At 69.8% G+C, this 15042-nt stretch carries 11 protein-coding genes; 6 read left to right on the top strand and 5 right to left on the bottom strand.

The window, feature by feature from the left end:
• Nucleotides 1-44: 44 nt before the first annotated feature.
• The 3 genes from murJ to ACZYW1_RS11945 are packed head-to-tail and all read right to left on the bottom strand — an operon-like array spanning nucleotide 45 to nucleotide 6970.
• Entirely contained in the window at nucleotides 45-3791 is a 3747-nt protein-coding gene (gene murJ / locus ACZYW1_RS11955) for a murein biosynthesis integral membrane protein MurJ (RefSeq protein WP_463785987.1), read from the bottom strand.
• Entirely contained in the window at nucleotides 3788-6208 is a 2421-nt protein-coding gene (locus ACZYW1_RS11950; RefSeq protein ID WP_463785985.1) for a hypothetical protein, read from the bottom strand. The genes murJ and ACZYW1_RS11950 overlap by 4 nt, the downstream gene beginning before the upstream one ends.
• Nucleotides 6209-6220: 12 nt before the next feature.
• Nucleotides 6221-6970, bottom strand: coding sequence for an NUDIX hydrolase (locus tag ACZYW1_RS11945; protein WP_463785984.1), 750 nt, complete (start codon nucleotides 6968-6970; stop codon nucleotides 6221-6223).
• 87 nt (nucleotides 6971-7057) lie between these two features.
• Between ACZYW1_RS11945 and ACZYW1_RS11940 the strand changes: the two genes are divergently transcribed.
• Genes ACZYW1_RS11940 through ACZYW1_RS11915 form a run of 6 tightly spaced genes read left to right on the top strand, consistent with a single transcriptional unit; the run spans nucleotide 7058 to nucleotide 13387 of the window.
• Complete coding sequence (locus tag ACZYW1_RS11940; RefSeq protein WP_463785983.1) at nucleotides 7058-8500, top strand: CCA tRNA nucleotidyltransferase; 1443 nt, start codon at nucleotides 7058-7060, stop codon at nucleotides 8498-8500.
• A 24-nt stretch (nucleotides 8501-8524) separates the two neighbouring features.
• Nucleotides 8525-9052, top strand: a complete 528-nt coding sequence (locus ACZYW1_RS11935; protein WP_463785982.1) for a pullulanase — start codon at nucleotides 8525-8527, stop codon at nucleotides 9050-9052.
• Nucleotides 9053-9091: 39 nt separating this feature from the next.
• On the top strand, nucleotides 9092-9358 hold the full coding sequence (locus ACZYW1_RS11930) for an acyl carrier protein (protein ID WP_293001444.1): 267 nt from the start codon (nucleotides 9092-9094) through the stop codon (nucleotides 9356-9358).
• Entirely contained in the window at nucleotides 9355-10935 is a 1581-nt protein-coding gene (gene mbtM / locus ACZYW1_RS11925; RefSeq protein ID WP_463785981.1) for a long-chain-fatty acid--ACP ligase MbtM, read from the top strand. The genes ACZYW1_RS11930 and mbtM overlap by 4 nt, the downstream gene beginning before the upstream one ends.
• Nucleotides 10932-12083 (top strand): mycobactin biosynthesis acyl-ACP dehydrogenase MbtN, encoded by a 1152-nt coding sequence (gene mbtN / locus ACZYW1_RS11920; protein ID WP_463785980.1) that lies wholly within the window; start codon nucleotides 10932-10934, stop codon nucleotides 12081-12083. The genes mbtM and mbtN overlap by 4 nt, the downstream gene beginning before the upstream one ends.
• A 53-nt stretch (nucleotides 12084-12136) precedes the next feature.
• On the top strand, nucleotides 12137-13387 hold the full coding sequence (locus ACZYW1_RS11915) for an HNH endonuclease signature motif containing protein (RefSeq protein WP_463785979.1): 1251 nt from the start codon (nucleotides 12137-12139) through the stop codon (nucleotides 13385-13387).
• A gap of 70 nt (nucleotides 13388-13457) precedes the next feature.
• Here ACZYW1_RS11915 and ACZYW1_RS11910 read toward each other — a convergent pair whose 3' ends face one another.
• Together ACZYW1_RS11910 and ACZYW1_RS11905 are read right to left on the bottom strand one after the other, a co-directional pair.
• Nucleotides 13458-14075 (bottom strand): GNAT family N-acetyltransferase, encoded by a 618-nt coding sequence (locus tag ACZYW1_RS11910; RefSeq protein WP_463785978.1) that lies wholly within the window; start codon nucleotides 14073-14075, stop codon nucleotides 13458-13460.
• A 192-nt stretch (nucleotides 14076-14267) separates the two neighbouring features.
• Nucleotides 14268-15041, bottom strand: coding sequence for a TIGR03084 family metal-binding protein (locus ACZYW1_RS11905; protein WP_463785977.1), 774 nt, complete (start codon nucleotides 15039-15041; stop codon nucleotides 14268-14270).
• Between the last annotated feature and the right edge of the window lies 1 nt (nucleotide 15042).

Raw genomic sequence — 15042 nt, 5'->3', positions numbered from 1 at the left:
GTAGTCAATCACCCGGTGCCGGGCACTTCACTATGCCTGGCCTGTCAGGACTTGGCTTGCACGGTGACTTCGGACAGGCTGGTGCGGCTCTGCCCGTTGGTCGTTCCCAGTGTCGGGATCCACACCAGCACATACTGGGTGGGCGATGACGCGTTGACCTGGATGGTGTTGTGCCCCGGGTGCATTGCGGCCGGCTGGCTCAGCACGGCGGTGTCCTCGAGCTTGCTCGGGGTGGCCGTCGACGACGAGCGGATCTGGATCTTGGTCCCGTTGCTGGGCACGTCGACGTTGACGGCACCGACCACGGTGGGTTGTGGCAGCTGCACCAGCAGGCCGACCCCGCTCTTGAAGCCCGGGAACGGAACCGGGTCGTGGTAGACGTCGGTCTCCCAGGCGGTACCCGGGCTGCCGTCGATCGCGAGCGCGGCCGATGCAGGGTTGTCGGGTTCACCGCCGGGGGAGAACACCGTGGCCCCGACCGGCTTGACGACGTTGCCCGCCGCGCCGTTGGAACTCGACGAGGAGGGTCCGTTGAGACCGAGTTGATCCTTGTCGAGGCCGCCGACGTCGCTGAACATCTTGCTCAGCACAGAGGCCAGAATCAGCAGCGCCACCACGATGACCAGGGCTCCGGCGCCGATCCCGATCGTGACGGCGCGCCGCCGGCGCAGGCGCGTCTGCACCCCGTCGCTGTCGGCGGCGCGTTCCCGGTTCGCTCGCGCGGGAGCCGGCGGCGGCACCGCCTCGTTGATCGGGGCCAGCAGCTCGGTCCGGTCGGCCACCACGGTGGCTTGCTGTAGCAGGTTCAAAAGTGTTGCGGCGCTGCGTATCCCGCCATCCAACTGAATCGAGTGGGTGGCTGCCGCCGAGATCTGGAACGGAATGTCTTCGTCAATCGAACTCGGATCCAGTACCTGGCCGGCCGAATCCCGCGGGGCGGGCGCCAGTCCGCTCGGTGCACCGGACTCCGGCAGCGGCCACTTGTTGACCAGCAGCGCGTACAGCGCCGCGCCGATCCCGCGGATGTCGTCTTCGGGGCTGATGTCGGGCATCGTCGCCGGGAACGCCAGCACGACGTCGCCTTCGATGCTGACCCGCACCCGGCCCGGATGATCGATCGACAGCGCGACACCCGAGTGGTGGGCGGCCTCGGCCGCCGCGGCCAGCGTCTGCATTGCCCGTGACGCGCCCGCGGCGGACGGTGAGGTGTCGGCCACCTCCTGCAAGGAGCCGCCGCGGACCCACTCGGTGACGACCAGACCGCCGGTGCCGGTGTGGACCACGTCGAGAATGCGCGCGATCCCGATCTTGTCGATCCGGCTCAATTTCATGGTGCGGGCCAGGATCTCGCGGATCCGCTCGTCGGGCAGACCGCCGTCGGGATCTACGAACGTCAGCGCCACCTGCCGATTCAGCGCGGTGTCCAGCGCCTGCCAGAACTGAAGGTGCGGCGCGCCGCCATGGAAGACCAACAGTCGGTAGCGACCCCGGGCGATGCTGGCGCCGGGCACCAGCTGTTGTTCGTCGGCCGGCGCCGAGGTGCCCGTGTCCGCGGGGATCGGCGCGTCGAACCCGATCGGGTCACTGGCGCTGAAGGCGGTGGTCTCGAGCTCGGCGTCAGTGGCGTCGCCGTTCGCGGGTTGCGCCGGATCCACCGCGGTGCCCTGCAGCTCGATGGGCACGTCGGGATGGAAATCGTCGGCCAGCGGCGTGGCGGTACGGGAGGAAGCCGCGAACTCGGACTCGGAGGTGGGCGCGGGTGACTCGGAGACAGCTTTGGCCGTGCTGTCCGATGGACCGTCGGTCATTCCCGCTCCTCTCCCCGTTCCCTCCCCGGTCGGTCGCTCCGGGCGCCGGAATTCTGGTGTGGGATGCCCCGTCGCCGCTGTTGAAATCCTGCGCTCAGGGTACGTGACGATTTCGGGGCGCAACAGTTGATCTCTGCCGCTGGATCGGACCGCGCCGATGCTAGCTGACCTGGCAGAAGTCGGCGGCGTCGGGCCGGGAGCAGGGGCGCTCGGCACCGGTGTGCGGCGGCCCGGCGCCAGGCCTGTCCAGCGGCGCAGCACGGCCAGCGCCGCGACCGCCTCGGGTACCTGCGCGCGCACCATGACCACGGCGACGACCGGCAGCATGATCGCCGCGAGCACCACCAGCCGCAGCAGCGAACCGGCGCCGCCGCCGTAGGCGGTCAACCGCTGCATGCCCAGCAGCACGTCGATCACGTAGGCGATCAGGCCGGCCAGCAGCGCCGCGGTGGCCGTCACCAGAACGGTGCGCACCTCCGCGGTGCCGAGTAGATGACCGCCATTGGGCCGCAACGCATTACGCAGCAGGATGTAGCCGGCCACCGCGCCGGCCAAGAAGCCCAGACCGTTGGCCAGACCGAGGTAACCGGCGACCAGGTCGGGGTTCGCGGTCAGATGCGGCGCGACCAGCGAGGCGGCGATCTTGACGATCGTGATCACCACGATGATCACGATCGGTATCCACGGCTGCTGGCGGGCGTAGAAGACCCGCAACTGCAACAGCACCACGGCGTAGGGGAGCAGGGTGAACGCCGACATCGCGATCGCCGCACCCAGATGGCCGGCGTCGAGATCGCCGAAGTGGCCGTAGGCGAACAGCGCGCTGCCCATCGCCGAACCGCCGACGGTCATGAACGCCACCGTCGGGATCAGCGTGATCATGGTCAGCCGGACGGCCAGCGACAGGTCGGCGAGCACGGCGCCGGTGTCGTCGGCGGCGGCGTTGCGGCTCAGCCGCGGCATCACCACCGTCAGCACCGTCACGCCGATCATCCCGTAGGGCAGCATCAACACCAGCCAGGTGTAGTTGTAGATGGCCGGGCCGGCAGCGGCTGCGGCGCTGGCGATCTGGTTGGTGACGATCAGGCCGACCTGGCTGATCAGGACGTACAAGACCATCGCGGCGGCCATCGCGCCGAACCGCTTGAGCCGATCGTCGATGCCCCACAGCGGGCGGAGGCTGATCCGGTGCCGGCGGATGGCCACCACCAGCACCGCGGTCTGCGCGAACACCCCCAGCGTGGTGCCGATGCCGAGCACCAGCAGCTTGGCGTTGCCCATCTCGACCGGGTCGACCGACAACTGCCCCGGTGCGGCCAGGTAGGCCCCCAGCGTGACGATCGCGACGACGTTGTTGAGCACCGGCGCCCAGGCCGGCGGCCCGAACACGTTGCGGGTGTTGAGGATCGCCATGAACACCGAGGACAGCCCGTAGAAGATCACCTGCGGCAACAGCAGGTAGGCGAAAGCGACGGTCAGCGGTTCGTTGACCTGAGGGCTGCGGCCCAGCATCAGCTCCACCAGCAGCGGCGCGGCCGCCACCGAGAGCAGCGTGGTGCCCAGCAGCAGGGCGGTCGCCAGGGTCACCAGACGGCGCACGAACGCCGCGCCGCCGTCGGCGTCGTCCTGCTCGGCGCGGGCCAGCACCGGCACGAAGATCGCCGTGAACGTCGCTTCCAGCACCAGCGCGGCGACCAGGTTCGGCAGCTGATTGGCCACCGTGAAGGAGCTGGACAGCGCCGCTCCCAACAGGGCGGCCAGCAGGACGATGCGGGCGAAGCCGGTAACGCGGCTGACCAGGGTGGCCAGCGCCATGCCCCAGGACCGGGACACCAGCGCGGCATCGGACAGCTCGGGGCGGGGCTGCAGCGAGGCGCCCTGCGACGGCACGTGACCGGTCGGTGGCAGCGGTCCGGTCGGCGGCCCCGGACTCCGCTTGACCCGGGCCGGCAACGGCTGCGACGGCGGGACGGACCGGCTCATCCGCGAAGCTCCTCCTCGCTCGCGTAGCCGGCGTCGGCGGCGTCCGGACGATCGAGGTCGGCGGGGTCGGGCTGACCGCGGAAGCGGTGCCACAACCGGCGCCCGGCCAGGGCGACCAGCACCGCGGCCGCGCTCATCGTGATGGCGAACAGCACCTTGCCGTAAGCGTTGGAATGCACGGACAGTCGGACCGGCTCACCGAGCGGCACGCCGCCGGGGGTGTGCAGCACGGCGTCGATCGCGACCCGCTGGGTGAAGTTGACCTCGATCGGCACCCGCATCGGGAGATACCCCGGCGGCAGCTCGATCTCGCCGGGATCGGTCACCGTCATCCCGGGCGGCACATCGAGGTGCAACCGGATCCGGATCGGCACGGCCAAACCGTTGTGCAGCGCCAGCGGCAACGGGCTGTGCTCGGTGGCCAGCGTGTACGACCCGGTGGGCGTGACGATGGTGACCGCGCCGAACAGGTCGTCGAGGGCATGGCCGAGCACGTCGAGCCGTTGCTGGGCCAGCCCGTTGCGGGTGTCGGGCGGATCGGCCTGGCTGATCGCCCGCAACAGGTCCTCGCGCAACGGCGCCGTATAGCTGACACCGGTCAGTCCGGAGCGCACGTCGGTGGTCAACGCGGCCGTCAGGCCGGCCAGCCGACCCATCTCACCGGTGATCTTGCCGACGACGGCATCGCTGAACCGGCCGCGCCCGCCGGCCTCGGAGTCCGGCTGCGGAGTTCCGTTGACCGGGGGGACTCCCGCCACCTCGGCGAGCAAGGCCGGTAACGGGCGAGGCACCGCGAGGCCGGCGTGGATGGCCGTCGCCAAGGCATTCATGATGGCGCCCGCGTCGTCGGGGCGCAGATTCCAGTTGGTGGGCGGCAGCAAAACCTCGGGTCGCGGGTTGACCTTCGGTTGCAGGGCCCGCCACAGCATCGAGGCCAGCGCATCCTGTCGGCGGGCGGTGTCGGAGTCGTGCCGCAGCCGAATGAGCAGGTCAGCAGTGAGGTAACCGGGCGCCACGGGGTCGGTACCGGCCGCGGCAAACGCGGCGCCGACGGCCGGGTCGAACGGCGCCAGCACCACCTGCGGCGACAACCGCCGTGCCGCTGTGTCCGGGGTCGACGGCAGCGGGGCGTTCGAATCGCCGGCGACGGAGGCGGCCGGGGCGATCACCACCGTGCTGCCGTTGGCGCTGAGCAGGTCGACGCCGCGCCGGGTCAGCGAGCCGTCCGGGATGAGCGTGGCCCCCCGAATCGCGACGATCCCCAGGATCTGGTCGACGATGTCGCCGGCGCCGTTGGTGGCGGCGGCACCGAGGCCGGGGTCGCCGATGCGTTGCACGGCATCCAGGTCGGCCTGGGCGTACGTCAGCGGCGCCACGCAGACCCGGTGGGCCAGTACCCGCAGCCGGTTGAGCCAGGCGGTCGCCGCCGCCTGACCGGCTCCCGGATGCGTCGGCGAGCCGGGTTCCTGCGCGGGGCCGGCCGCGGTGTCGGAGACGACGTAGCCCGCCGTCATCGCGTTGACGGTCACCAGCAGGTCCGGGTCGACGGCCAGGCACACCGAGCGGCTCACCGCGCCGTCGGGGTCGACGTCGTGGCTGGTGGCGAACTCGGCGGCGGACAACAGCACGTCCAGTCGACCGCCGGTGGCCAGCGATCCGGCCAAGTCGTCGTCCATCAACCGCACCGGGATCGACCCGCCGGGAACACCCGGCGCCAACCGCGGCCGGTCAGCCAACGGCCACAGCATGGTGACCGGTACCGGCTTGGAGGTGTCCGGCGCGACGACGGCCGTCAGCGCGTCGCCGGCGGTGTTCAGCGGGTCGGCGGGCACACCCAGCACCGGCAACAGGAAGCGGGCGTTGTCCAGTCGCGCCGGCTCGCCGTAGTCGGGAGTGCCGTTGACGTTGACCAGCAGCGGGTAGACGCCGGGCGCGGTGATCTCCAGCGAATGTTTGTCCGCCGACCGCATCGGCACCGACAGCGAGAACTTCGCCTTCTGGCCGCGCTGTAGTTCGGGGGAGACCGTCGCGAAGTCCATCGCGGCCTCGTACTGGTCGGTGTCGCCGTCGAGGTTGGTGCGCAGGCCCGACGAGTTCGGCACCGAGGGTGCGTGTTCCAGCCGGATCATCACGTCGTGGACCGGCCGGTCGCCGATGTTGGTCACGGTGCCGGCGACGGTCACCGTGGGCTCGCTGGTGGTGGTGACCTCCTGGGGAGTGACCTGTTCGATCCGGATCTGAACGAACGGCGTGGCCCCGGGCTCGCCGGCCGCGGCGGTCGGCACCACGCCGATGCTCAGGCCGGCCAGGATCCCGGTGACCGCCAACAGGCGCGACGCGACGAACCGCCGGAGTCGCGGTGCCGTCGGACCGCTGTTGATCCCCGGGTGGCTTTCCCACCTCGAATTACTCTGCATCGTTGTCGGCGGTTACGGCCCGGGACCGCGTCCGTTTTTTCGGCCCCGAACGGGCTCGTCGGCCCGGCGGACGCGGGTGCGGGAGTGGGTCTGCGGCCTGCGGCGCGGCGTGCTGGGCGGCAGCGGCGGAAGCGCGGCCGGGCCGTCGCTCTGCAGCTTGTCGATCAGCTCGTCGGCCACCTCGGCCAGTTTGCGCTCGTCGGCGTAGGCCAGCCGCGACGGCAGCTCGGGGATCGGCACCCACGCCACCTCGGCGACCTCGACGTCCTCGTCGGACAGCTCACCGCCGGAGAAACGCATCAGGTAATGATGAACGGTCTTGTGCACCCGCCGGCCGTCGGTGACGAACCAGTAGTCGATGCGGCCCAGCGCGGCGAGAACGCTGCCCTGAATCCCGGTCTCCTCGGCCACTTCCCGGATCGCGGTCTGTTCCGCCGTCTCGCCGAGTTCGATGTGACCCTTGGGTAGCGACCACAGCATCCGGCCGCGCCGGTCGACCCGTCCGATCAGCGCCGCGAGCTGCTCCTCCCGGGGCCGATCGATGTTGTCGATCACCAATCCGCCCGCCGAGGTCTCGTGCACGGTGCGTAGCCGCTCGGTGCTGCGGCGCGCAGGACGACGAGGTCCGGATTTCGCGGGCGTAGCCGACGGGGCCGCTGCCGTCGCCTCGTTGCTGGATTTGGCTTCGCCGGATCCTGCCGAGCGCCGACCGCGGCGCCTTCCCCGGCGCCGACGCGGTTGCGGATTTTCGCCGTCGGACACCTAAGCGATGGTAGCTGGCGTGCTGAGACGCTCTGGGCACACTCGCCGGTAGTGAGCTGCGGGATCAGGCCGGACTATCCTCGCTCCGTGCCCGAACAGCCCCAGGACGCCGAGCTGCTGGCCGCCGCCCAGGTGGCGGTGAACGGCCACGCGAAGATCCTGCGTCAGCTCGGCGCGCTGTTCGCCGACGCGGGTCACGAGCTGTACCTGGTCGGCGGTTCGGTGCGCGACGCGGTGCTGCAGCGGCTGAGCAACGACTTGGACTTCGCCACCGATGCGCGACCCGAGCAGCTGCAGAAGTTGCTGCGGCCGTGGGCCGACGCGCTGTGGGACACCGGGATCGAATTCGGCACCGTCGGCGCCGAGAAGCACGGCCAGCGCCTGGAGATCACCACATTCCGGGCCGACCGCTACGACGGTGTGTCCCGCAACCCGGAGGTCCGCTTCGGCGACTCGCTCGACGACGACCTGGTGCGCCGCGATTTCACCGTCAACGCAATGGCGGTGCGCGTAACAGGTTCTGGCGCAGCCGAATTCGTCGATCCGCTCAATGGTCTGGCCGCATTGCGGGCCCGGGTGCTGGACACTCCGGCACTGCCGTCGGTGTCCTTCGGCGACGACCCGCTGCGGATGCTGCGGGCCGCCCGGTTCGTCTCGCAACTCGGTTTTGACGTTGCCCCGCGGGTGCTGGAGGCGATCATCGACATGGCCCCGCAGCTCGAGCGGATCACCGTCGAACGGGTCGCGGCCGAGCTGGACAAGCTGCTGCTCGGCGCCGACCCGGTGGCCGGGATCGACCTGATGGTGCAGACCGGGATGGGCGACGTGGTGCTGCCCGACGTCGGTGGCATGCGGATGGCCATCGACGAACACCACCAGCACAAGGATGTCTACGAGCATTCGCTCACCGTGCTGCGGCAGGCGGTCGCGCTCGAGGACGACGGGCCCGATCTGGTGCTGCGGTGGGCGGCGCTGCTGCACGACATCGGCAAGCCCGCCACGCGAAAGCACGAGTCCGACGGCGGAGTCAGCTTCCACCATCATGAGGTGGTCGGCGCGAAGATGACTCGAAAACGGTTGCGCGCCTTGAAGTATTCGAAGCAATTGATCGATGACGTGTCGCAGCTGGTGTATCTGCACCTGCGGTTTCACGGCTACGGCGGCGGCAAGTGGTCGGACTCGGCGGTCCGCCGCTACGTCACCGACGCCGGCCCGCTGTTGCCGCGGCTGCACAAGCTGGTGCGTGCCGACTGCACCACCCGCAACAAACGCCGCGCGGCCCGGTTGCAGGCCAACTACGACGACCTGGAAGCCCGGATCGCCGAGCTGGCCGCCAAGGAAGACCTGCAGCGAGTGCGCCCGGACCTCGACGGCAACGAGATCATGGAACTGCTCGATATTCCCGCGGGCCCGCGGGTGGGCCAAGCGTGGCGCTACCTCAAGGAGTTGCGGCTCGATCGGGGGCCGCTGTCCCGCGAGGAGGCGATCGCCGAGCTGACGTCGTGGTGGCAGGCGCGCGGGAACCACTGACTCCCTGACGCCGTCAGATGAGGCATGGAGTACTGCCTGAGCGCCGGTGACGGCGCAGCGAATATGTGGGCCCACGGCCCGGATCTCGACCTCGACGGTGACGGCCGGCTCGACGCGGTCAACTTGGACCTGGATCACGACGGGCTGGCCGACGACGCGCTGGCCGATCTGGACGGCGACGGGATCGCCGATCACGCCGTGCTGGACGTTGACGGCACCGGCGAACGCTGGTTCACCGACGACGGCACCGGCATCTGGGGTGTCGCCGCCGAACGGCCTACGCGCCCGGCGTCCGGCCTGCGCTGGTTCGGACTCGACGGCCTCGAGCACACCGGCAAGCCGCTGAGCGAGTTCGGTAACGACGGCCGCGGTGAGGTGACCCTGGTGGACAGCGACGGCAATGGCCTGGCCGACCGCGCGCTCGTCACCGGTGCCGATGGAGTGGCCGGCTACGTCGACACCGACGGCGACGGCCGCTGGGACGTCAAGCTCACCGACTCCGACGGAGACGGCGCCGCCGATGCGGCCAGCCCGCTGCGGCCCAAAACGTAGGTCCCTGTGGGTCGCGGCCGCCCGGTACTGTGACGGCCCATGACCGCCGATTTGTCGCGCCCGGATTCGGTAGGCGCAGCTCTGACCGAGATCCTTCGCGACGACCTCAACATCGACGTCAGCCGGGTCACCCCGGAGTCGCGGCTGGTCGACGACGTCGGCCTGGACTCGGTGGCGTTCGCGGTGGGCATGGTCGCGATCGAGGACAAGCTCGGCGTGGTGGTCAACGAGCAGGAACTGTTGGGTTGCGACACCGTCGGCGACCTCGAGAACGTCATCCGGGCAAAGGTCCCGGTCGACCGGTGAGCGTGCTGGCCGCCGCCCTGTCGGAGGCGATGCGCACCTCAGCTCACGACCTGGTGGTTTTCGACAAGGACGCCGACGAATGGACAAGGCGGCCCTGGTCGCAGGTGCACGCCCGCGCGGAGGGCATCGCGGCCAGGATCCTCGACCAGCCACGGCCGGGCGCGGTCGGACTGGTCGGCGAACCCACCGCCGACTTCGTCTCGGCCATCCACGCGACCTGGCTCGCCGGTCAGAGCCTGTCGATCCTGCCCGGCCCGGTGCGCGGCGCCGACCCGCAGCGGTGGGCGCAGGCCACGTTGGCACGCTTCGCCGCCATCGGGGTGGGCACGGTGATCACCCACGGCGAGGAACTCGCGCTGCTGCAAGCCCACCAGGGTGGGCCGACGGTCGTCGACCTCACCGCCGTCGCGCACGAGCCGTCGACCAGCTTCATGCCCGTCGAGGCCGCGCCCGGAGTACCGGCGATCCTGCAGGGCACCGCCGGCTCGACCGGTAACCCCAAGACCGCGCAGTTGTCTCCCGAGGCGGTCCTGAACAACGTCAACGGCCTGCTGAACCGTATCGGCGTCGATCCGGCGGTCGACGGCGGTTGCACTTGGCTGCCGCTGTACCACGACATGGGACTGACGTTTCTGCTCAGCGGCGCGGTAGGCGGGACGCCGGTCTGGCTGGCCCCGACGTCGGCGTTCACCGCATCGCCGTTCCGGTGGCTGCGCTGGCTCAGCGAAAGCGGGATGTCGCTGTCCGCCGCGCCCAACATGGCGTACAGCATGATCGGCAAGTACGCCCGGTTGGTGTCCGACGTCGACCTCGGCCGGGTGCGGTTCACCATCAACGGCGGCGAGCCGATCGACTGCGCCGGCATGGAGCGGTTCGCGAATGCGTTGCAGCCCTTCGGTTTCGACGCCGGCGCGCTGGCCCCGTCGTACGGGCTGGCCGAGTCCACCTGCGCGGTCACCACCCCGCCGCCGGGCCGGGGCCTGCGGTATGACGAAATCGATTCCGGCACAACCGAACCGCAGCGGCATGCCTGCCTGGGCGAGCCGATCGACGGCATGGAGATCCGGGTCAACCCGGAGTCCGAGCATTCCGCCGAGGTGCCAGGCCGCGACGTCGGTGAAATCGAGATCCGCGGCACGTCGATGTTCTCCGGGTACCTCGGCGACACCCCGGTCGATCCCGCCGCCTGGTTCCCGACCGGAGACCTCGGCTACCTCACTGACGACGGGCTGGTCGTGTGCGGGCGGGCCAAGGAAATTATCACCGTCGCCGGGCGCAACGTCTTTCCCGCCGAGATCGAACGCGTCGCCGCCGAGATCCGTGGTGTGCGTGAGGGAGCGGTGGTTGCCGTCGGCACCGACCACGACGCCACTCGGCCCGGTCTGGTGATCACCGCCGAATTCCGCGGACCCGACGAGGCCGGCGCGCGCAGCGAACTGGTCGCCAAGGTGGCCTCCGAATGCGGCATCGTGCCGGCCAACGTGGTGTTCGTCCGCCCGGGTTCGCTGCCGCGAACTTCGTCGGGCAAGCTGCGGCGCCTCGAGGTCAAGCGCAACCTGGCGGCGGCCACCACATGACCGACGAGCTGAGTATCGACGGATACCGGGCATTGCTCGACGACGTCTTCAACGACGACGTCGCCAAGTGGACCGCGGAAGCCGAAGAGTCCGAGAGGTTTCCGCGCAAACTGATCGAGCACCTGGGTCAGCGGGGCGTGTTCGAGCAGAAGTGGCTGGGCGGCCAGCACCCCGACGTGGCCAAGCTCGTCGCGCTGGCGATCGCGCTGGGAAAGCTGGGCTCGGCGGGCATCGGCGTCGGTGTCAGCCTGCACGACTCGGCCATCGCCATCCTGCGCCGCTTCGCCCGGTCGGATCACCTCAAGGACATCTGCGAGCAGGCGATCCGTGGCGAAGCCGTCCTGTGCATCGGCGCATCCGAGGAATCCGGCGGCTCGGACCTGCAGATCGTCGAGACCGAAGTCCGTTCTGTCCGAGACGGATTCGAAGTCAAAGGGATCAAGAAGTACGTTTCACTGTCACCGGTCGCCGACTACATCATGGTGGTCGGACGTGGGGTGGACGACAACTCGAGCAGCCGGCACGGCAACGTGCTCCTGATCGCGGTGCCGACCGAGCAGACCGAGATCCAGACGCCGTACCGCAAGGTCGGCGCCGGCCCGCTGGACACCGCCGCGGTGCACATCGACAGCTGGGTGCCTGCCGACGCGCTGATCGCCCGTTCTGGAACGGGTTTGGCGGCGATCTCCTGGGGCCTGGCGCACGAGCGGATGTCGATCGCCGGCCAGGTCGCCGGTGGCTGCCAGCGGGTGCTCGGCATCACCCACGCCCGGATGGTCGAGCGCCGGCAATTCGGATCGACGCTGTTCGAACACCAGGCGCTGCGGTTGCGGATCGCCGACCTGCAGGCCCGCGTCGACCTGCTTCGTCACGGGCTCAACGGAATTGCGGCCGAGGGAAAACTCGACCTGCGGTCTGCCGCGGCCGTCAAGGTCACTGCCGCGCGCCTCGGTGAAGAGGTGCTGTCGGAGTGCATGCACCTCTTCGGCGGATCCGGCTACCTGGTCGACGAGACGCCGTTGGGACGGTGGTGGCGGGACATGAAGCTGGCCCGGGTCGGCGGCGGCACCGATGAGGTGCTGTGGGAATTGGTCGCTGCGGCAATGAAACCCGACTACGACGGCTATCGCGAACTGCGCGGCGACTAGCTGCAGTGATCGGGTGCCCGCTTTTTGTCGGAGGGGGCTGCAACGATCGCGTTATGTCTTCGATCGCATCCGCCGACGCTCTGGGGGTCAGTCCCGCTGAGCGTCTTGAGGTGTTGTTCGATGAGTTGGCGGAGTTAGCTGGTCAGCGCAACGCGCTCGATGGGCGTGTGGTGGAGATCGTGGCCGAGATCGGTCGCGACGAACTCTGGGGGGCCACCGGGGCGCGGTCGGTGCCGGCGTTGGTGGCCTGGAAGTTGGGCTGCTCGTCGGGTAATGCCCATACTGTGGCCGGTGTTGCGCGCCGGCTCGCGGAGTTTCCCCGCTGCGCGGCAGGCATGCGGGAGGGTCGGTTGTCGCTGGATCAGGTCGGCGTCATCGCCGCCGGTGCCGGCGACGGTTCCGATGAGCACTACGCGCAGCTGGCGGGGGTGGCTTCGGTCAGCCAGCTGCGCACCGCGGTCAGGCTCGAACCGCGACCCGAACCCGAGCCTCGACCGCAGCCGCAGCGCTCGATCACCTCGACGAGCAACGAGCAGGGCAGCTGCTACCGGATCACCCTTGACCACCATGACGCCGCGACGTTCAACGCCGCCCTGGCCTCGCACCGCGACGCCCTGGTCGCTGCGTGGAAGCTCGATCACGGCCGCGGTGCGGGCGACCCGGAGCAGCGACCCCCGCTGCCCAGCACCGGTGATGCGTTCATGCGCCTCATCGAGGCCGGTTGGGATGCCGAGGCGGCGCGCCGCCCACATGGGCAACACACCACCGTGGTGCTCCATGTCGACGTCGAGCAGCGTGCCGCGGCACTGCATCTGGGCCCGCTACTGACCGACGCCGAACGCCGATACCTGACCTGTGAGGCGACCTGTGAAGTGTGGTTCGAACGCCGCGGCGAGGTCATCGGCGCCGGCCGGGCCACCCGGCTGATCAACCGGCGGCTTCGCCGCGCGCTCGAGCACCGCGACCGGGTGTGCCGGGTTCCCGGCTGTGATGCGACCCGAGGTCTGCACGCCCACCACCTCCGGCACTGGGAAGACGGCGGCCCCACAGAATTGGCCAACCTCGTCCTGCTGTGCCCCTACCACCACCGGCTGCACCACCGGGGCCTCATCACCATCACCGGACCCGCCGACACACTCACCGTCACCGATGACACCGGCCAAACACTGCGCCCGGGATCACTGGCACGCCCACCCACTCAACCCCCACCCACCGTCGCACCCTGCCCAGGACCGACCGGCGAACGCGCCGACTGGTGGTGGTACACCCCGTTCCAACCACAACCACCACCGACAGACAACTAGATGCATCGAGATCGACCTGGCCGCAACGAAATTCGAGTGGCCAGCGCGCCAGCGTAGATCTCGGTGACGGTTAGCGGCCCTTCGGGATGTCGTCGGGGGTGCGGGGCAACGCGTACAACGCCATCCGCCGGTTACTCATGTCGTGCTCACCGAGGAATGTGCAGCCGGCGTACTCGCAGAGTCGTCGCGCGGCCGTATTGCGGTGATCAGGGTCGAACATGATGCGGCGACAATGGGATTCGACTTCGAAGACGCTCGCGACGACTCGGGGCAACAGGAACGGGCCGAGTCCTTTGTTGACGATCGACAGCTCGGCGATCGCGGCGTGTAGCCCGACGTCGTAGGGGTCGGCGTCGTAGCGGGTGGCGATGGAATCCTTTGCGGCCCGGTACACCTCGACGTAGCCGCTGTCTTCGCCGTTCATGCTGCCGACGAACGGCCGCGAGTAGGCGCCGGCGACCTGGGCGTGCAGGTAGTCGCGCCACCGCGGCACCGGCCAGTCGGATTCCCAGGCCTCGACCAGGTGCGGCATGTTCATCCACCGCGCGATCATCTCGGCGTCGGCATCAGGGTCCACGGGCCGCAGCGCGTAGGGATCGGCCAGCACCGGGGTCGGGGGTGGGGGAGCCGCGCGGACCTCGTCGCTGATCTCGGTCAGCTCGCGCGGCAAGACGAATAAAGCGCTCATAACGAGAGCTGAGCCTACCGGAGATAAGGGTAGGGTTACCTGCCTCCACTCGAGCTGTACGGCGGAGCGTCTCTGTCGCGCTAGGCGCTCATCCTCCGCTCCAGTTCATGCGGCGGAGCGTCTCTGTCGCGCTGCGCGCTCATCGACCTCCGCTCGAGCTGTGCGGCGGAGCGTCTCTGTCGCGCTAGGCGCTCACCGACCTCCGCCGGGAGGCCCCGCGAACGCCTGCGCGATCGGCAGCCACCGCGACGCGTCCTCGCCGGACGCGGTGATGTCGAGTTCGCGCAGCGGGCGGCGCTGAGTGACCAGAAAGCAGAAGTCCTCGGCGGAACCGGTGACGCGCTGCGCGGCATCGGCCGGCCCCCAGGTCCAGGTGTCGCCGTCGGGCGCCCGCAGCTCCACCCGGAACGGTTCGCCCGGCGGCGTCAGCTCGTTGATCGCGAAGGCGAAGTCGCGGGTCCGCACCCCGATGTGGGCGATCGACTTCAGGCGCGCGGTCGCGGGACGGGCGACGCCGAGCGCGTCGGCGACGTCGAGCCCGTGGGCCCAGGTCTCCATCAACCGCGCGGTCGCCATCGACGGCCCACTCATCGGCGGCCCGAACCACGGCAGTTTGCGGCCGTCGGTCACGGTCAGCAGCGCGTCGTGCAACTGCGACCGGGTGGCCCGCCACTCGGCCAGCAATTCGGCGGGCGGAACCGCGGCCAATTCGTCGGCCGCGGTGTTGACGAAGCCGATCGGGTCGTCGAGCGCCTGCTTGATCACGTCGGCGAAACGGTCCGCATCGGTGACCGAGACCAGCGCACCTCGATCGGTCCACAGCAGGTGTCCGATCTGGTGGGCGATCGTCCACCCTTCGGCGGGCGTCGGCGAGGTCCAGCGATCGTCGGCCAGACCTGCTACCAGCGCGTCCAGCTCGTCGCTTTCGGCGCGCAGGTCCTCGACGAGCTGCGAAAGGTCGGCCATC

It is taken from the genome of Mycobacterium sp. IDUB_36 (assembly GCF_055419225.1).
Note: the sequence above shows the minus strand (reverse complement) of the source record. Positions and strands in the feature narration are given on the sequence as shown.